The organism is Neptunomonas sp. (genome assembly GCF_041601355.1).
Classification (GTDB): Bacteria; Pseudomonadota; Gammaproteobacteria; order Pseudomonadales; family Balneatricaceae; genus Neptunomonas.
The window spans coordinates 1-17,030 of record NZ_JBFIIH010000093.1 but is presented as its reverse complement, the minus strand read 5'-3'; the positions used below and the strand labels follow the sequence as shown (position 1 = coordinate 17,030).

Annotated in this window: 19 protein-coding genes; 18 read left to right on the top strand and 1 reads right to left on the bottom strand. The window is 45.5% G+C overall.

Annotated features, from left to right (window positions below; genetic code table 11):
- Positions 1-1,123: adenylosuccinate synthase (locus ABY436_RS14170; protein WP_372739602.1), on the top strand; the 1,123-nt coding region annotated here is incomplete at its 5' end.
- Positions 1,124-1,177: 54 nt separating this feature from the next.
- Here the strand turns inward: ABY436_RS14170 and ABY436_RS14165 are convergent.
- Positions 1,178-1,981: an inositol monophosphatase family protein gene (locus tag ABY436_RS14165; protein WP_372739601.1), complete on the bottom strand. Its 804-nt coding sequence runs from the start codon at positions 1,979-1,981 to the stop codon at positions 1,178-1,180.
- Between the two features lie 116 nt (positions 1,982-2,097).
- On the opposite strand from ABY436_RS14165, the gene ABY436_RS14160 reads away from it, so the two are divergent.
- The 17 genes from ABY436_RS14160 (at position 2,098) to der (ending at position 16,609) form a co-directional block, all read left to right on the top strand.
- Positions 2,098-2,844 carry an RNA methyltransferase gene (locus tag ABY436_RS14160; RefSeq protein ID WP_372739600.1) on the top strand — a complete coding sequence of 249 codons (747 nt, stop codon included), beginning with the start codon at positions 2,098-2,100 and terminating at the stop codon, positions 2,842-2,844.
- Positions 2,845-3,012: 168 nt separating this feature from the next.
- Positions 3,013-3,510 carry a Fe-S cluster assembly transcriptional regulator IscR gene (gene iscR / locus ABY436_RS14155; RefSeq protein WP_372739599.1) on the top strand — a complete coding sequence of 166 codons (498 nt, stop codon included), beginning with the start codon at positions 3,013-3,015 and terminating at the stop codon, positions 3,508-3,510.
- A gap of 20 nt (positions 3,511-3,530) precedes the next feature.
- On the top strand, positions 3,531-4,745 hold the full coding sequence (locus ABY436_RS14150; RefSeq protein ID WP_372739598.1) for an IscS subfamily cysteine desulfurase: 1,215 nt from the start codon (positions 3,531-3,533) through the stop codon (positions 4,743-4,745).
- A 29-nt stretch (positions 4,746-4,774) separates the two neighbouring features.
- Entirely contained in the window at positions 4,775-5,155 is a 381-nt protein-coding gene (gene iscU, locus ABY436_RS14145) for a Fe-S cluster assembly scaffold IscU (protein ID WP_372739597.1), read from the top strand.
- A 59-nt stretch (positions 5,156-5,214) separates the two neighbouring features.
- On the top strand, positions 5,215-5,541 hold the full coding sequence (gene iscA / locus ABY436_RS14140) for an iron-sulfur cluster assembly protein IscA (RefSeq protein WP_372739596.1): 327 nt from the start codon (positions 5,215-5,217) through the stop codon (positions 5,539-5,541).
- A 19-nt stretch (positions 5,542-5,560) separates the two neighbouring features.
- Positions 5,561-6,094, top strand: a complete 534-nt coding sequence (gene hscB, locus ABY436_RS14135; protein ID WP_372739595.1) for a Fe-S protein assembly co-chaperone HscB — start codon at positions 5,561-5,563, stop codon at positions 6,092-6,094.
- Positions 6,095-6,111: 17 nt separating this feature from the next.
- A complete protein-coding gene (hscA, locus tag ABY436_RS14130; protein WP_372739594.1) occupies positions 6,112-7,992 on the top strand; it encodes a Fe-S protein assembly chaperone HscA in 1,881 nt (626 codons plus the stop codon).
- Positions 7,993-8,331, top strand: a complete 339-nt coding sequence (gene fdx / locus ABY436_RS14125; RefSeq protein ID WP_372739593.1) for an ISC system 2Fe-2S type ferredoxin — start codon at positions 7,993-7,995, stop codon at positions 8,329-8,331. It begins immediately after the preceding gene.
- Between the two features lie 11 nt (positions 8,332-8,342).
- The gene (gene iscX, locus ABY436_RS14120; RefSeq protein ID WP_372739592.1) at positions 8,343-8,546 is read left to right on the top strand and encodes a Fe-S cluster assembly protein IscX; all 204 of its coding nucleotides are present in this window, start codon (positions 8,343-8,345) and stop codon (positions 8,544-8,546) included.
- A gap of 109 nt (positions 8,547-8,655) precedes the next feature.
- On the top strand, positions 8,656-9,063 hold the full coding sequence (gene ndk / locus ABY436_RS14115; protein WP_372739591.1) for a nucleoside-diphosphate kinase: 408 nt from the start codon (positions 8,656-8,658) through the stop codon (positions 9,061-9,063).
- A gap of 61 nt (positions 9,064-9,124) precedes the next feature.
- The gene (rlmN, locus tag ABY436_RS14110; RefSeq protein WP_372739590.1) at positions 9,125-10,240 is read left to right on the top strand and encodes a 23S rRNA (adenine(2503)-C(2))-methyltransferase RlmN; all 1,116 of its coding nucleotides are present in this window, start codon (positions 9,125-9,127) and stop codon (positions 10,238-10,240) included.
- A 36-nt stretch (positions 10,241-10,276) separates the two neighbouring features.
- Positions 10,277-11,062 carry a type IV pilus biogenesis/stability protein PilW gene (pilW, locus tag ABY436_RS14105; protein WP_372739589.1) on the top strand — a complete coding sequence of 262 codons (786 nt, stop codon included), beginning with the start codon at positions 10,277-10,279 and terminating at the stop codon, positions 11,060-11,062.
- The gene (locus ABY436_RS14100) at positions 11,059-11,994 is read left to right on the top strand and encodes a RodZ domain-containing protein (RefSeq protein WP_372739588.1); all 936 of its coding nucleotides are present in this window, start codon (positions 11,059-11,061) and stop codon (positions 11,992-11,994) included. The genes pilW and ABY436_RS14100 overlap by 4 nt, the downstream gene beginning before the upstream one ends.
- Positions 11,995-12,045: 51 nt before the next feature.
- On the top strand, positions 12,046-13,290 hold the full coding sequence (gene hisS / locus ABY436_RS14095; protein WP_372739604.1) for a histidine--tRNA ligase: 1,245 nt from the start codon (positions 12,046-12,048) through the stop codon (positions 13,288-13,290).
- A gap of 46 nt (positions 13,291-13,336) precedes the next feature.
- The gene (locus tag ABY436_RS14090; RefSeq protein ID WP_372739603.1) at positions 13,337-13,987 is read left to right on the top strand and encodes a YfgM family protein; all 651 of its coding nucleotides are present in this window, start codon (positions 13,337-13,339) and stop codon (positions 13,985-13,987) included.
- A 3-nt stretch (positions 13,988-13,990) separates the two neighbouring features.
- Positions 13,991-15,130 carry an outer membrane protein assembly factor BamB gene (bamB, locus tag ABY436_RS14085; protein ID WP_372739587.1) on the top strand — a complete coding sequence of 380 codons (1,140 nt, stop codon included), beginning with the start codon at positions 13,991-13,993 and terminating at the stop codon, positions 15,128-15,130.
- Between the two features lie 69 nt (positions 15,131-15,199).
- Complete coding sequence (der, locus tag ABY436_RS14080; RefSeq protein WP_372739586.1) at positions 15,200-16,609, top strand: ribosome biogenesis GTPase Der; 1,410 nt, start codon at positions 15,200-15,202, stop codon at positions 16,607-16,609.
- The last annotated feature ends 421 nt before the right edge of the window (positions 16,610-17,030 follow it).

Below are 17,030 nucleotides of genomic sequence, written 5' to 3'. Positions count from 1 at the left end.
AGGTATTTTGCGTGAAAAGGTTTTGTGCCTGATTGGTAACGGTGTAGTGCTGTCACCTGAGGCTTTATTGAAAGAGATGCGCGGTCTTGAAGCGGCTGGCGTGCCTGTGCGTGAGCGTTTAAAGCTGAGTCCTGCTTGTCCGCTGATTTTGCCATATCATGTGGCGTTAGATCAGGCGCGTGAAGCCGCAAGAGGCGAAGCTAAAATTGGTACTACTGGTCGTGGTATCGGGCCTGCTTATGAAGATAAGGTAGCGCGTCGAGGCTTGCGTCTATCTGATCTGATGGATGCTGAGCGCTTCGAAACCAAGCTTCGTGAAGTGATGAAATATCATAACTTTGTCCTGAAGAACTACTATCAGGCAGAAGAGGTTGATGTTGATAGCATGCTGGCTGAAGCGCTTGAGATGGCGGAGCAGTTGCGTCCATTGGTTGCCGATGTTACCGCTATCCTTCATAAGATGCGTAAAAATGGTGAAAATATTATGTTTGAAGGGGCCCAGGGCTCTTTGTTAGACATTGATCATGGTACTTATCCATTTGTTACCTCTTCTAATACGACGGCGGGTGGCGCATCAACAGGTTCCGGTTTTGGGCCGCTGTATTTAGATTATATTCTGGGTATCACTAAAGCTTATACAACAAGAGTGGGTAGTGGTCCGTTTCCGACTGAGCTTGGGTGTAAGGTTGGTCAGCATCTGGGTGAACGCGGTCATGAGTTCGGTGCTACTACAGGTCGTTCGCGTCGTTGCGGTTGGTTTGATGCGGTGGCGCTTAAGCATGCAATTCAGGTTAACTCTGTTTCTGGTATCTGCCTTACTAAGCTGGACGTACTGGATGGGCTTGAGGTAATCAACGTATGTATCGGATATCGCGATGCAGACGGCAATCGTGTTGAAACGCTTACCGGTAGTGAAGATTATGAAGCGGTAGAGCCTATTTATGAAGAGCTGCCAGGTTGGAGTGATTCAACAGTAGGTGCGCAAGCATTGGCTGATTTGCCAGTGGCGGCCCGAAACTACATCACTCGTCTGGAAGAGTTGCTCGAAACGCCTGTTGATATTATCTCTACAGGCCCTGATCGTATTGAAACGATTGTGTTACGGGATCCGTTTACTGTTTAGTGGATACTTAAGCAAAAAAAACCGGCATTTGCCGGTTTTTTTATAATCAAATTATTACTCTTCGCTGCTTTGGCGGATAGCTTTTAGTAAGGCTTTGAACAGTTTAGGGTTGGCGGCGACGGTGTTGCCGTTTTTGCGGAAATCGTTACTCCCTTTAAAATCACCGAGCAGTCCGCCTGCTTCTTGAATGATTAAAGCGCCGGCGTTAAGTATTTGCGGGTCAGTCTTGATCTGTATGAACCCGTCAAGGCGTCCTGCGGCGGTATAGGCCATGTTTAATGCTGCAGATCCACTATTGTGGAAAATAGCATTAGCACTCTGAAGTTGGCAGAGAATTTTTTTAAACGTTTCAAAATGGGCTTTTTCAGAGGCGCTGTTTAAAAAGCTTGATCCTATGATGGTTTGCTCTAGTAAGCGTTTGTTGCTGACGCGTAGGCGTTTTCCATTAAGGTGGGCACCGTTGCCACGACTGGCCGTAAACTCTTCGCCAGTAATTGGGTTGAGAATAACTGCATGCTCTATTCTGCCTTTCATTTCGGCAGACATGCAAATAGCGAACACAGGGAGTCCGTTGGAAAAGTTAGAAACACTGTCAATCGGATTGATATGCCATGTAACATCCGTGTTCTCTTCCAGCGATTTATGTACGCCGGAAAACTCACCGATCAGCGTGTGAGCTGGGTAGGCTTTTTGGATGGAATAAGCAATCGTCTGTTCCGCTTTGGTTGCTGTTTCATTTAGGAAGTCGCTGATGCTGGATTGCTCTGATTTTATCAGGTCAATTCGTTCAGCAGAGCGTGCAATCTGTTCGCCAGCGATGCGCGCAGCACGAAGCGCTATATTTAACATGGGTTGCATTAGTATTTGGGCTCAGTTTGGATAGCAAAGCATAATTATACAAAAGCTGGCCCTCTGACAGAACACCTTAGTGCCATTCTGTTAAACTATTGGTCGATTTATATGTGAAGTTGGTTATGAAATTAGAAAATATACGTATTGTTCTCGTAAATACGTCGCATCCTGGCAATATTGGTGGTGTGGCGCGCGCCATGAAAAATATGGGGCTTAGTGATCTTTCTCTTGTTGCGCCGAGAATTTTTCCTTCTGGTGATGCCGATGCGCGTGCTGCAGGTGCTGCAGATATTTTGCGTTCGGCTTCTGTTGTGGCGTCGCTGCAAGAGGCGATTGCTGATGCGCATCTGATTGTCGGGGCGAGCGCGAGGGGGAGGAATATTCCATGGCCGGTTATGGATCCGCACGAGTTGGCAGGCGTTGCTTCTTCTTTGCGGGATACTCAAAAAATGGCCATCGTATTTGGTCGTGAAGACCGGGGTTTGACTAATGATGAGTTACACTTGTGTCATCATCATGTGCATATCCCTTCCGTTGAAGGTTTTAGCTCGCTTAACCTTGCTGCTGCAGTGCAGGTTATTGCCTATGAGTTGCGCATGGCTCAGCTGAAAGGTGCTGGCGCGCCAACTCAGGCCCCTCAATGGGGGACTGATTGGGATGTGGAGCTTTCACAGCATCATGAGTTGGAGTTATTGTTTGAACATCTTGAGAAAGTATTGGTGGAAGTTGATTTTCTTGACCCGCAAAGTCCACGTCATCTGATGCCACGGCTCAGGCGCTTATTCCAGCGTGCTGTTCCAGATAAGGTGGAAGTGAATATTTTGCGCGGTATGCTGAGTCATATTCAGAAAAAAAATGATCAGAAATAGGGTGTCTTAAGGTTACGTTTTTATCATTACGGACATTGTGTCGTAAAAGTGATAAATTGTAGCGCCTGAAAAAATAATGTCCTACTTAAATACTCGGATAAATACTTGACTAAAATTGTCGGTTAATAGATAATTTCACTCAAGATTCAGAACGAATGGCGGGTGTCTATGCGACTGACAACTAAAGGGCGATATGCGGTTACAGCGATGCTGGATTTGGCTCTGCATGAAGGGCAGGGCCCTATCAGTTTGGCCGATATCTCTGAACGGCAAGGTATTTCCCTGTCATATCTTGAGCAGCTTTTTGCGAAATTACGCAGAAATGAACTGGTCAAAAGTGTCAGGGGTCCTGGTGGGGGTTATCAGCTTAATCACGAGAAGCAGGCAATTAGTGTTGCGCAAGTGGTTGATGCTGTTAACGAATCCGTCGAAGCGACTGGCTGTGCTCGTCAAGGCGATTGTCAGAGCGGAGAAACCTGTCTGACACATCACTTGTGGTGTGATTTGAGTAACCAGATTCACTCTTTTCTAAATGGTATTTCACTAGCGGATTTAGTGGTAAGAAAAGATGTAAAAGATGTGGCTGACAGGCAAGATCGTCGCCACAGTAGTCAGGTATTCCTGACTGCAACAGACTCTTTGCTGGCTGATAAGGCCGCTGTATAAATATGTGCTGGAGCTAAAGAATGAAGTTACCTATCTATTTTGATTATTCGGCAACAACCCCTGTTGACCCTCGCGTAGCGGACAAAATGGTTGCTTGTCTTACGTTGGACGGTAATTTTGGGAATCCTGCGTCCCGTTCGCATCTGTTTGGATGGAAAGCTGAAGACGCAGTCGAGACGGCGCGTAAGCAAGTCGCTGATCTTATAAGTGCAGATCCGCGTGAAATAGTTTGGACATCAGGAGCGACTGAATCTGACAACCTGGCTATTAAAGGTGTTGCCCATTTCTATCATAAGAAAGGCAAGCACATTGTTACGTCAAGAATTGAACATAAAGCTGTTTTGGATACTTGTCGTCAGTTGGAGCGTGAAGGTTTTGAAGTTACCTACCTGGATCCTGATTCAGAGGGTTTGATTCATCCCGAAGTGGTTGCTGATGCAATCCGCGAAGATACAATTCTGGTCTCATTGATGCATGTTAATAATGAGATCGGGACGATTACAGATATTGCCGCAATTGGAGAAATCACCCGTGCTAAAGGTGTTATTTTTCATGTTGATGCAGCTCAAAGCGCAGGTAAAGTTGAAATCGATTTGTCAAAGCTGAAAGTTGATCTGATGTCTTTCAGTGCGCATAAGATTTATGGTCCTAAAGGTATTGGTGCACTGTATGTGCGTCGTAAGCCGCGTATTCGTCTGGAAGCGATGATGCATGGCGGTGGTCATGAGCGCGGTATGCGTTCTGGTACCTTGCCGACCCATCAGATTGTGGGTATGGGAGAAGCCTTCCGTCTCGCTAAAGAGGAGTTGGCTGCTGATAATGCACACATGTTGTCACTGCGTAACCGTCTGTGGGAAGGCCTGAAAGATATGGAAGAAGTCCATATTAATGGTTCCTTTGTGCAGCGTGTTCCTGCCAACCTGAATATCAGTTTTGCTTTTGTTGAAGGCGAATCCTTGTTGATGTCATTGAAAGATCTGGCGGTATCTTCAGGCTCTGCCTGTACATCAGCCAGTCTTGAACCGTCGTATGTGTTGCGGGCGCTGGGGTTGAGTGATGAATTAGCCCACAGCTCTATCCGTTTCTCGTTTGGTCGTTTTACGACAGAAGAAGAGATTGATCATGCGATTGGGCAGTTGAAGACCGCAGTGAGTAAGCTTCGTGAGTTATCACCATTGTGGGATATGTATAAAGACGGTGTGGATTTGAGCAAAGTTGAGTGGGTTCACCACTAAAGTATTGCTTAGACTAATTGGAGGTTGATATGGCTTATAGTGAAGAAGTACTCGAGCATTACGAGAATCCGCGTAACGTCGGTAAAATGGATGATAATGATAGCCACGTAGGTACAGGTATGGTGGGAGCGCCGGCCTGTGGTGATGTGATGCGTTTGCAGATTAAAGTCAGCGATGAAGGCATTATTGAAGATGCTAAATTTAAGACATATGGCTGCGGTTCAGCGATTGCGTCCAGCTCGCTGGTGACTGAGTGGGTTAAGGGTATGACGCTAGAGCAGGCGTCTGAACTTAAAAACACACAGATCGCTGATCAGTTGGCATTACCTCCTGTGAAAATTCATTGTTCGGTTCTGGCTGAAGATGCCATCAAGGCAGCAGTTGAGGATTACAAGAAAAAGCAGTCTTAACATTATAAGCCTGCGTTGAATTACCTGGCCATGCCATGCATGGTCAGTAGGAAGGTATTATGGCAATTACAATGACACCAGCGGCAATTAAACATGTGGCCGGTTATATCGAGAAGCGTGGTGGTGGCTTCGGCATCCGTGTCGGCGTAAGAACATCCGGTTGTTCTGGCATGGCGTATGTGCTTGAGTTTGTTGACCAGCAGGAATCGGAAGATCAGGTTTTTGAAATGGATAGCGGCGTCAAAGTTGTTATCGACCCGAAAAGTCTGGCTTATCTGGACGGTACAGAATTAGATTTTGTTAAGGAAGGATTAAACGAAGGCTTTGCGTTTAATAATCCTAATGTGCGTAGTGAATGTGGCTGCGGTGAAAGCTTTAACGTTTAGTCGTCTCTGATGTAGAAGTATGGATATTCAACAGAATTATTTTTCCTTTCTGGGTTTGCCTGAAAGTTATAATATTGATCTTCAAGCGCTTTCTGCACGCTATCGTGAATTGCAAAAAACACTGCACCCTGATCGTTTTGCTCATCTTTCTGAGCGGGAAAAAAGGATGTCGGTTCAATACACGGCGTACCTGAACGAGGCCGTCACTACTCTAAAGTCTCCTCTGGGGCGAGCTCAATATCTGCTTCATTTGAATGGTATTGATACGATAAGCGATGCCTCCGTAAAACTGGAGCCGGCTTTTCTTTTTGAGCAGATGGCGCTCAGGGACGATCTGGAAGATATCAAGGCGCTGGTTTCACCGGAAAAGGCTTTGGGCCTGTTTATGGATAAAGTGACCGGGCAATTGCTTGAGTATCAGAAATCGTTTTCTGACTGCTTTGATGTCAGAGATGCTGAATCGCTCAAAATGGCGACGGCTATCGTTCGAAAGATGCAGTTTATGGTAAAGCTTCAAAAAGAGATTGAGCTGGTTGAAAATGAGCTTGATTAACAGGTGAATATATAATTATGGCATTACTACAAATAGCCGAGCCTGGTCAGAGTTCTCTGCCGCATCAGCACCGTCTTGCTGTGGGCATAGATCTCGGCACGACTAATTCGCTGGTAGCTACTGTGCGCAGTGGCGAGGCAGTAACACTTCCGGATCATGAGGGGCGTCATTTGCTGCCTTCTGTGGTTCGCTATTTAAGCGAAGATGAGGTGGTTGTCGGTGCTGCAGCGCGTGAATACGCTTCTACCGATGCATATAACACCATTGTTTCTGTTAAACGCTTGATGGGGCGTGGAATCAAAGATGTTGCTGCTTTGGGAGAAGTTCTTCCGTATGAGTTTGAGGAAGATCAGGGTGGCATGCCTTTCATAAAAACAGTAGCGGGTGCGAAAAGCCCTGTTGAAGTTTCCGCTGATATCCTGAAGGTCCTGGTGCAGCGCGCAGAAGAGTCGCTCAAGGGCGACCTTGTGGGTGCGGTTATTACTGTGCCTGCTTATTTTGATGATGCCCAGCGACAAGCGACAAAAGATGCAGCAACCCTGGCTAATATTAATGTATTACGTTTATTGAGTGAGCCTACGGCGGCAGCGGTAGCGTACGGACTTGATCAGAAAGATGAAGGCGTCATTTTGGTGTATGACCTTGGTGGTGGTACCTTTGATGTTTCGGTATTGCGTTTAACAAAAGGTGTTTTTGAGGTATTAGCTACCGGAGGTGATAGCGCTCTGGGTGGTGATGATTTCGACAGAGCGTTGGCTGAATGGTTGGCCGCGCAAGCTGGCGTCACCACGGAAATGACGGCGGGCCTTTCTCGTCAGTTAATGGAGCAGGCGCGTGAGGCTAAAGAGCTGCTAACTGTTGAAGATCACGCCAGTATTAATCTACAGATTGCGGGTAAAGAAGTGTCTGTAGATGTATCCAAAACACAGTTTGATGAGCTGATATCCGTACTTGTTGATAAAACAGTACGTGCTTGTAAACGGGTTGTCAGGGATGCGGGCATATCGCTGGATGATGTTCAGGATATCGTCATGGTAGGTGGTTCAACCCGGGTACCATTGGTGCGCGAGCGAGTTGCAGCCTTGTTCGGTCGTCCATTACATGTGGATATTGATCCCGACCGTGTTGTTGCCATTGGCGCAGCAATCCAGGCGGATGTGTTGGCCGGTAACAAACCAGACTCCGAAATGTTGTTGCTCGACGTGATCCCACTCTCGTTGGGATTAGAGACGATGGGCGGTTTGGTTGAGAAGGTTATTCATCGAAATACTTCGATTCCTGTTGCTCGAGCGCAAGAGTTTACAACGTTCCAGGATGGGCAGACAGCGATGGCTGTTCATATTCTGCAGGGAGAGCGTGAGTTGGTTGAGGATTGCCGTTCGTTGGCTCGCTTTGTATTGCAGGGTATTCCGCCAATGGTGGCAGGTGCGGCTAAGATTCGAGTGACGTTTCAGGTAGATGCCGATGGGCTGTTAAACGTTGAAGCTAAAGAGCTTTCGACGGGCATTGAAAGCAGTATCCAGGTTAAGCCTTCTTATGGTCTGAGTGATAGTCAGATCGCTGATATGCTTAAGGCTTCCTACTCTTCAGCAGAAGAGGATAAAGAGAAGCGCTTTTTGCGAGAGCAAAAAGTCGATGCGGATCGTCTGATATCGGCTTTGGAGCAGGCGATTGTAATAGATGGTCAGGCGCTGTTAACCGCTGATGAGCGTAAAGAACTGGAATCTGAAATCGACTTATTAAAAGAGATCAAAGCGGGTTCCGACGCACGCGAAATTGAGTTGGGTGTGGAGCGTTTAGCCAAAGTTAGTGATGAATTTGCATCGCGTCGTATGGATTTGAACATCCAGCGGGCACTGCAGGGGCATAGTATTCAGGAAATTGAGGAGATTACATAGGTGCCGCAGATTATTTTTCTACCCCATGATGACTTGTGTCCTGATGGTAAGGTAATAGATGTTGAGCCAGGCGTGACTATTTGCGATGCAGCTTTGGCCAACGGTATCGAGATTGAGCATGCGTGTGAAAAATCCTGTGCTTGCACAACATGTCATGTGTTAGTTCGTGAAGGTTTTGAATCGCTTGATGAGTCGGATGAGCTTGAAGACGATATGCTGGATAAGGCATGGGGGTTGGAGCCAGAGTCTCGCCTGAGTTGTCAGGCATGTGTTGGTAATGAAGATTTGGTCGTCGAGTTGCCTCGCTATACCATAAATCAGGTGTCTGAGCGTCATTAAGGAGAGATCGTATGAATCTTAAGTGGGTTGATGTGCTTGATATTGCGATTGAATTGACTGAGAAGTATCCGGAAGTTGATCCTCTTAAAATTAGCTTTCCGGACTTGTACCAGAAAGTGATGGATCTTGAGGAGTTTGATGATGATCCTGATCGCTGCGGTGAGAAGATACTAGAAGCAATTCAGATGGCTTGGATAGAAGAGCAAGATGAATAAAGAAACAGCCCGGTTTACCGGGCTGTTTCTTTTACGGTATGTTGTGGCTTGTTGTCCCCTTCGCGTATAATGGCGTGTTTTTCAGAAATATCCTTAGGGGAAAGTACAAATGGCTATCGAACGCACATTATCAATTATCAAGCCTGATGCCGTGGCTAAAAATGTAATTGGTCAAATTGAATCTCGTTTTGAAAATGCGGGTCTTAAAATTGTAGAAATGCAGTTGAAACAGTTGAGCAAAGAAGAAGCGGAAGGTTTTTATGCTGAGCATAAAGAGCGCCCTTTCTTTGCTGACCTGGTTAGCTTCATGATTTCTGGTCCTGTTGTTGTGCAGGTGCTGGAAGGTGAAAATGCAATTTTAGCAAATCGTGATCTGATGGGTGCGACTAATCCTAAAGAAGCTGCAGCAGGTACTATTCGTGCTGATTTCGCTGAATCTATTGATGCGAATGCTGTACACGGTTCTGACTCCGCTGCTTCTGCAGCACGCGAAATTGCATACTTCTTCGGTAAGTAATGATTGCTAGCATGCAGAGAAGACCTCTTTTCTGCATGTCTTTAAATTTATAGGTGTGATAATGACTGAATCCATTCCCAAAACTAATCTATTAGGGATGTGTCCTGAAAAGCTGGAGGCTTATTTCGCTGAACTGGGTGAAAAACGTTTTCGTGCTACTCAGGTCTTGAAATGGATGCATCAGCTAGGCGCTGAAACTTTTGATGATATGACTAATATCAGTAAATCGTTACGCGAGAAGCTGAATCAGGTTGCTGAAATTCGTGAACCTGAAGTTGTTATGCAGGATGTATCTAAAGACGGTACACGCAAGTGGGTTATCCGCGTTGAGGGTGGTTCTTGTGTTGAAAGCGTCTTAATTCCTGAAGGGGACAGGGCAACGCTGTGTATTTCATCTCAAGTGGGCTGCGCACTCGATTGTAGTTTTTGCTCGACAGGTAAGCAGGGATTTAATCGAAACCTGACCGCATCTGAAATTATCGGGCAAGTACGTATTGCTATTAAGTCTTTCGGTCCCATGGATCCTGCTCAGCCCAGACGTGTGACTAACGTTGTTTTTATGGGTATGGGTGAGCCGTTGATGAATTTTGATAATGTCGTCAGCGCCATAAAATTAATGATGGAAGATAATGCTTACGGTTTGTCTAAACGTCGGGTGACGTTAAGTACGGCGGGTGTTGTTCCGGGAATTGATAAGTTAATAGAACAGACAGATGTCTCTTTGGCGATTTCTTTGCATGCGCCGAACGATGAATTAAGAAATCAGTTGGTGCCTATTAATAAGCGTTATCCGATTGAAGAGTTAATTGCGGCTTGTAACCGCTACCTTGAAAGGCTAAATGATAGAAGGGTTATTACAGTAGAATATACATTGATGGCTGGTATTAATGATCAGCCTTCACAGGCTAGAGAGTTAGGGCGGTTGTTGAAGCGTTTACCTTGTAAGTTAAATCTAATACCTTTTAATCCGTTTCCTAATTCAGGATATGAGCGTCCTTCAGAAGACGCTATTCTTGCATTTAAACAAATCATGTTAAAAGCGGGTATTATGACAACCGTTCGTCGTACCCGAGGTGCTGAAATTGATGCCGCTTGCGGGCAATTGGTTGGCCAGGTTGAGGATAGAACCCGCCGCAGTCAGAAATATATACCGATTGTTCAGGAAAGCTCTGTTTAGCTGTTATTCATACCAGTCGTAAAGGAGTTACCGTAAGTGAATAAAGCCTATATATTGATGGGATTGTTTTTCGCTGTTTTTTTATCTGGTTGTGCTACGCCACAATCGGATTCTGTTGCTATAAATAAAAACACGGTTTCTTCTGAGGGGGCGTTGCAGGCTTACACTACGCTAGGATTGCAGTACCTTCAAACCGGTGATTCAGTGAATGCTAAATCTGCTGTGCAGAAGGCGTTGGATATTAATCCTAAATATGCTCCCGCATTTAACGCTTTAGGTCTGATTTTTCAAGTTGAAGGTGAAATTGCTCTGGCAGAACAATATTATAAGAAGGCTATTGCGCAGGAACCCGATTCGGCGATGTTTCATAATAATTACGGCGCGTTTTTATTCTCAGAAAAACGCTATCAGGAAGCCTGTGTTGAACTGGCGAAAGCAACCGAAGATCCCTTCTATAATAACAGATCTCAGACATTTGAAAATTTAGGACGTTGTTACCAGGAGATAGGGCGCACTGATGTCGCTATTCATGCGTTTGAGAGATCATTGAAAACGGGTGGAGCCCGGCCATTGGCACTTGTGGAATTATCAGATATTTATCTGTCGACAGGGAATGTACTTAAGGCAGAGGAGTATTTTTCACAGTTTACTGAAATGGTGAATAGTAAAAGAGTTAATCATTCTTCTAAAAGTTTGTGGGTTGGGATTAGGCTGGCAAGAGAGAATAATAAAGTCTCCTTGGCAACTACATATACTTTATTGCTAAAGAATATGTATCCTGAATCTGACGAATATATGCAGTATAAGGAGTCAGCTAGGTGAGTAGCGTTCCAGATGAAAGTATTGTACAAAACGGCATCCAGTTGCCGGGTGAGCGTTTGCTTATAGCACGAGAAGCGCAAGGCTTGAGCCAGCAATCGATTGCGGATGAGTTACACCTGCCTGTTCGTTATATTCAATGGATAGAGGAGGGTAGTTATGACAAACTTCCGAGTTTCGTTTTTGCCAGGGGTTATATTCGCGGATATTCGAAGATTGTTGGCATAGACGGATCCTCGCTTATTGAGCTCTTTGATCAATTGAGCGGTTTGTCTTCTAAAAAGGAACCGATTCGATCCGTCACAAGAATTCAGCAGCAAGTTAAGCTGGGTGATCCGGTCATGCGTTGGTCAAGTTGGCTTTTTCTGCTTGTTATTGTTTCGGCGATAGGCTGGTGGTGGAAAACACAATACAGTCTTGCTCCGGTTGATGGGGTGGGGTCTGATGTTTCTGCTATAACAGCAGAAATGAGTGATGATAAAACCTTAGTGTTACCAAAATTTGAAGACTCATTAGAAGGTTCAGTTGTGTCTGAAGATGCTAATGCTGAGATGCTGGTTGAACAAAATACTGCCGAAGAGCCTCAGTACTTATCTGAAGAGGATGTAACAAATTTACAGAGCACGCTGAGCGCCGGGCCTGATACTGATGTCAGTTTGCCGGTAGTAGAGGATGTGCCCGTAGCAGTGTCTGATAAGTTGCAGATAACCTTTACAGATGATTGTTGGCTTACGGTCAAGGATGCAGATGGTAAAACTATATTTAATAACTTGCGCAAGCAGGGGCAGTCATTAAGTCTTTCGGGAAAAGAGCCTTTACGCGTGTTGATTGGGCGTGTTTCCGCTATTGATCAGGTACTTTATAATGGCGTTGCTGTTGATCTTGCACCCCATAATGACAAAAATGTAGCAAAATTTTCGCTTCCTTTGAATTGACGTTTTTAAAAGAGAGAACAAAGTTTGGCCAAAGTTAAAGCCATCCGGGGAATGAATGACATTCTTCCTCATGAGACGCCTGTCTGGCAATATTTAGAGCGTCAGGTGAGAGCTGTATTATCCAGCTATGGATACAGTGAAATTCGCATGCCCATTGTAGAACAAACGGATCTCTTTAAGCGCTCTATTGGTGAGGTGACCGATATTGTCGAAAAAGAGATGTATACGTTTGAAGACCGTAATGGTGAAAGTCTGACATTGCGACCCGAAGGTACGGCTGGCTGCGTACGTGCCGGTGAAGAGCATGGTCTGCTATTTAATCAGGCTCAGCGTTTTTGGTATCAGGGACCGATGTTTCGTTACGAAAAGCCTCAAAAGGGGCGCTATCGTCAATTTCATCAAATTGGTGTTGAAACATTTGGTATGTCTGCGGCAGATATCGATGCTGAAGTCATTATGCTAAGTGCGCGCTTATGGAAAAATCTTGGTATTCTTGATGCATTGACTTTGCAGTTGAACTCTCTTGGTAGTAATGAGAATAGGCTCAAGTATAAAGAAGACCTGGTTGAATACCTGATGCAATTTCACGATCGGCTCGATGACGATAGTCAGCGGCGATTAAAAAGCAATCCATTGCGCATACTTGATAGCAAAAATGAATCAACTCAAATGATTCTGAGGGATGCGCCAGTATTGGCTGATTATCTTGATGATGAGTCTCGGGAGCACTTTTCGCGCTTAACTGATTTATTAGATCAGGCGGGTATCCATTACGAGATAAATTCACGCCTGGTGCGTGGCCTGGATTATTACTGCAACACGGTATTTGAGTGGGTAACCGACAAACTCGGCGCTCAAGGGACTGTTTGTGCTGGCGGCCGCTATGATGGTTTGGTGCAGCAGCTCGGAGGGAAGGCGACTCCTGCGGTTGGTTTTGCGATGGGTATAGAGCGGTTGGTGTTGTTGCTCGAAACGTTGGATGCCATACCTGAATCTGAAAAAGTGTCGTTTGACCTGTATCTGGCTGCGGAATCAAAAGAGGTGCAATCGGATGTTATGCAATGCGGGGAATTATTGCGGGATCAGATATCAGGATTGCGCATCAAAACTCATTGTGCCGGGTTGAAAAATATTAATAGTAAAGCCCGTCAAACGGGGGCGAAGTTGATTTTGCTGTTACAGAAAAGCGATGCGGGTGTCGTTGGGACGTTATGGAGTGAGGCTGAGTTAATAGCGCAAGTTCCATTGTCTGCGTTGCCATCCCTTGTTGCTCAGCAATGGCAACTTATTAAGTAGAATTAACGGATCTTTATTTTGGATTTGGAGTGTTATTGTGTCTGAGATGCGAACAGAAGAAGAGCAGGTTGAAGCGTTAAAAGGTTGGTGGAAAGAGAACGGCAAGTCTCTCCTTTTTATGATAGCCATTGCATTAAGTGCGGTATTTGCCTGGAAAACCTGGCAGCAACAGCAACTGACCGATGCTGAGAGTGCTTCCATTACTTACCAAAACCTTCTTGATGCGGTTTCGGCTACGCTGGGCACGCAGGATCTGGATCAGATTGCAACAAGTCAGCATCTTGCGAAAGAGCTTAAAACTGATTTTGAGAATTCTGAATACGCACGCTTCGCCGCGCTGTTGATGGCGCGTGTACAAGTTGATCAGGGGAAGTTACCTGAGGCGCTGGCCGAACTTGACTGGGTCCTTGCGCATTCTCCTTCAGATGAAATGCGGAATGTGACACTGCTACGTAAAGCGCGTATTTACCAGGCAATGGGAGATTACCAAAAAGGCCTTGAGGTTATTAAAAATCTGAGCGCTAAAGAGTTTAATACTAGTGTTTTTGAACTTAAGGGTGATCTGTTATTGGCTAGTGGGGAAAAAATGGATGCCCGAGCGGCTTATCAGCAGGCTCTTGACGCATCAGGCAATGCGGAGGCTAATCCTTTGCTGAATATGAAGCTGGAAGACTTAGCTGTGTACAACGAGGGATAGAATATGTTACGTCGGATTGCTTCTATAGCATTGTTTTCACTCGCTTTATCAGGATGTGGTTTTTGGGGCGGCTCGGAAGAAGTTCAGCCCAATAAATTAGTCGATTTCACAGCAGAAAAAAAGGTGGTTGTTCGTTGGTCAGCAAATATTGGCGGAGATTTGGGTGATAAATTTCATCAGATGACGCCGGCCATTAGCGGGGATTCGATTTTCGCTGCCTCCGCTGATGGTGCTGTATCCTCTTTCAATGTTGAAACGGGCAGCAAGCTCTGGTCGGTCGATCTGGATGTGGTATTGCTGGCAGGGGTTGGTGCCGGTACTAGTAATCTGGCTGTCGCAACGCAAAGCGGTGTAATCATTTGTCTCGATGCAACCACAGGTGCTGAGGTTTGGAGAAAACAGGTTTCATCCGAGGTGGTGGCAGCACCGCAATTAAATAATCAAATAGTGGTTGCGCAACTGATTAACGGGCAAATAGTGGCACTGGATTTACAAACCGGTGTGCAGCGTTGGGTTTATGATAGTTTGGCGCCTCGATTGACACTGCGTGGTACAAGTTCGCCTATAGTGGCCTCTGACGTCACGCTGGCGGGTCTGGATAATGGTAAATTTGTTGCGTTAGATAACGAAAGCGGCAGTGTTTTATGGGAGCAAAATGTTTCTATTGCGCAAGGTCGCTCTGAGCTCGAAAGGATGACGGATGTAGATGGTCGTCCACTATTGTTTGAGAATGTCGTATATATCGCGGGATTTCAGGGAAACCTGGTGGCTATTAATCCATTTAATGCGCAAACTCTCTGGGCAAAAAAAATGTCCAGCTACCATAGTCTTGCCGCAGGTTTTGGTAATATTTATGTCAGCGAGTCTGTTGGTCATGTCCAGGCATTAGATGCGCGGAGTGCAGCCAGTGTGTGGAGACAGGATCAGTTGGAGAATCGTCAGATAACAGCTCCTGCCGTCATTGGCAATGCCGTGGCGGTCGGGGATAGTGAAGGCTATATTCACTTTTTATCACAAATTGATGGGCACTTCGTAGCCCGTTACGATACCGGTTCCCGACTTGTTGGTGATATGAAAGTTAAGGGAAGTACCTTATATGCTCTTACGGATGCAGGGCGTTTGTTAGCGCTGACATTGAACTGATCAGCCGTTTTAATGCAACTTGCTGTCTTTGGAAAAGGGTGGCATTTTTTTAATTTTTGGTAATACCTAATGCTACCCGTTATTGCACTGGTTGGTCGTCCCAACGTTGGTAAATCTACATTGTTTAACCGTATGACACATTCCAGGGATGCGCTAGTTGCGGATATGCCAGGTGTTACGCGTGATCGTAAGTATGGCGAGGGAATAATAGGCGAACAGGCATATATTGTTATTGATACCGGTGGTATCACTGGCGATGAGCAGGGTATTGACCACGAAATGGCTCGTCAGTCCCTGCAGGCTATTGAAGATGCGGATGTTGTTTTTTTCATGGTAGATGGTCGTGCTGGGTTAATGCCTGCCGATCAGATGATTGCGGATCATCTGCGGCGCACTGAGAAAACAGTCTATGTGGTTGTTAATAAAACAGATGGGCTTGATCCTGACATAGCGATGTCTGACTTTCATACGATTGGATTGGGTGAGCCGATTCCAATTGCTGCGGCGCATAACCGTGGTGTTACTGTGCTGACCGAGCACTGTTTGCTGGGTTTTGAAAGTGTTGAAGAAGAGCCAGTAGAAGAGGGTGAGCGAACGGTTCGTATCGCTATTGTCGGGCGTCCCAATGTTGGCAAATCAACACTGGTTAATCGATTGTTAGGAGAAGAGCGGGTTATCGTCTTTGATCAGGCGGGTACTACTCGAGATAGTATTTATATTCCTTATGAGCGTGACGGTAAACCTTATACGCTAATTGATACCGCAGGCGTGAGGCGTCGCAAAAATATTACCGAGGCGGTTGAGAAATTTTCCATTATTAAGACACTCCAGGCGATTAAAGACGCAAATGTTGTTGTTTTGGTGATTGATGCAAGACAAGGGCTTACTGATCAAGACCTGCATATGCTTGGTTTTATCATGGAGACAGGTCGTGCTCTGGTCATTGCCCTGAATAAATGGGATGGCATGACGGAAGAGCAGAAGAAGGAGATTAAGGAGCAGATACGCCGGCGTTTGGATTTTGCTGAATTTGCCAGATTCCACTTTATCTCAGCCTTGTACGGTAGTGGTGTCGGCGAGATGTACGGTTCTATTAATGAAGCTTACGAATCTGCTATGGCAAAATGGCCGACGAATCGTTTGACGGTTCTGCTTGAAGATATTGTCGCTGATCATCAGCCTCCTCAGGTTGGCGGGCATCGTATCAAGTTGCGTTATGCGCATCAGGGCGGATCAAATCCGCCGATTATTGTGGTTCACGGTAATAGAACAGACCATCTGCCTGAGTCGTATAAGCGCTATTTGAAAAATAAATTTATTAAAGTGCTAAGAATTCATGGAACCCCCGTAAGGTTTGAGTTTAAGACGGGTGATAATCCATTTGCAGGAAAACGCAATAAGTTAACGCCCAGGCAGCAACGGAAAAAAGTGCGTTTTCAGAAGCATGTTAAAGTGTTAAAGAAAGCGCGTAAAAAATAATGTTCGACGTTTAATTCAGTCGTAAGACTGTTAATAATTTGTTGGTACGATTGCTCTGCATAATCCCCCCTTGGTTACACTAAGGGGGGATTATGCGTTTTAAAGTCTGTGTGTTTCTCAGGTGTCACCTTGTAATCGTTTCTTTATAAAGGAATAGCTGCCGGCCGGCAGGCATGCTCGAATGGTTATCTATACAGTAGGGTGCTCTCTAGCAAGATTGTTTGTGCTTTGAGGTCATGGCTGAAATATTTCTCATAAAATTTTCACTTTTTTAAGGAATGGCTGTTGACTCCTTTCGGGGAGTCTGTAGAATGCGCACCTCTTCCCAAGGAGGCTGCCAAAAAGCAGCATTGAGAGGGGAAGATGCTGGTAGATAACGCCTTGATAATTAACATTATTTAAGCATTATCTGCGAGTAGTT

Excerpts from the sequence above, each read along its gene's own strand:
- ABY436_RS14165 (WP_372739601.1), bottom strand. The coding sequence starts at position 1,981 with ATGCAACCCATGTTAAATATAGCGCTTCGTGCTGCGCGCATCGCTGGC.
- ABY436_RS14160 (WP_372739600.1), top strand. The coding sequence starts at position 2,098 with ATGAAATTAGAAAATATACGTATTGTTCTCGTAAATACGTCGCATCCT.
- iscR (WP_372739599.1), top strand. The coding sequence starts at position 3,013 with ATGCGACTGACAACTAAAGGGCGATATGCGGTTACAGCGATGCTGGAT.
- ABY436_RS14150 (WP_372739598.1), top strand. The coding sequence starts at position 3,531 with ATGAAGTTACCTATCTATTTTGATTATTCGGCAACAACCCCTGTTGAC.
- iscU (WP_372739597.1), top strand. The coding sequence starts at position 4,775 with ATGGCTTATAGTGAAGAAGTACTCGAGCATTACGAGAATCCGCGTAAC.
- iscA (WP_372739596.1), top strand. The coding sequence starts at position 5,215 with ATGGCAATTACAATGACACCAGCGGCAATTAAACATGTGGCCGGTTAT.
- hscB (WP_372739595.1), top strand. The coding sequence starts at position 5,561 with ATGGATATTCAACAGAATTATTTTTCCTTTCTGGGTTTGCCTGAAAGT.
- hscA (WP_372739594.1), top strand. The coding sequence starts at position 6,112 with ATGGCATTACTACAAATAGCCGAGCCTGGTCAGAGTTCTCTGCCGCAT.
- iscX (WP_372739592.1), top strand. The coding sequence starts at position 8,343 with ATGAATCTTAAGTGGGTTGATGTGCTTGATATTGCGATTGAATTGACT.
- ndk (WP_372739591.1), top strand. The coding sequence starts at position 8,656 with ATGGCTATCGAACGCACATTATCAATTATCAAGCCTGATGCCGTGGCT.
- rlmN (WP_372739590.1), top strand. The coding sequence starts at position 9,125 with ATGACTGAATCCATTCCCAAAACTAATCTATTAGGGATGTGTCCTGAA.
- hisS (WP_372739604.1), top strand. The coding sequence starts at position 12,046 with ATGAATGACATTCTTCCTCATGAGACGCCTGTCTGGCAATATTTAGAG.
- ABY436_RS14090 (WP_372739603.1), top strand. The coding sequence starts at position 13,337 with ATGCGAACAGAAGAAGAGCAGGTTGAAGCGTTAAAAGGTTGGTGGAAA.
- bamB (WP_372739587.1), top strand. The coding sequence starts at position 13,991 with ATGTTACGTCGGATTGCTTCTATAGCATTGTTTTCACTCGCTTTATCA.
- der (WP_372739586.1), top strand. The coding sequence starts at position 15,200 with ATGCTACCCGTTATTGCACTGGTTGGTCGTCCCAACGTTGGTAAATCT.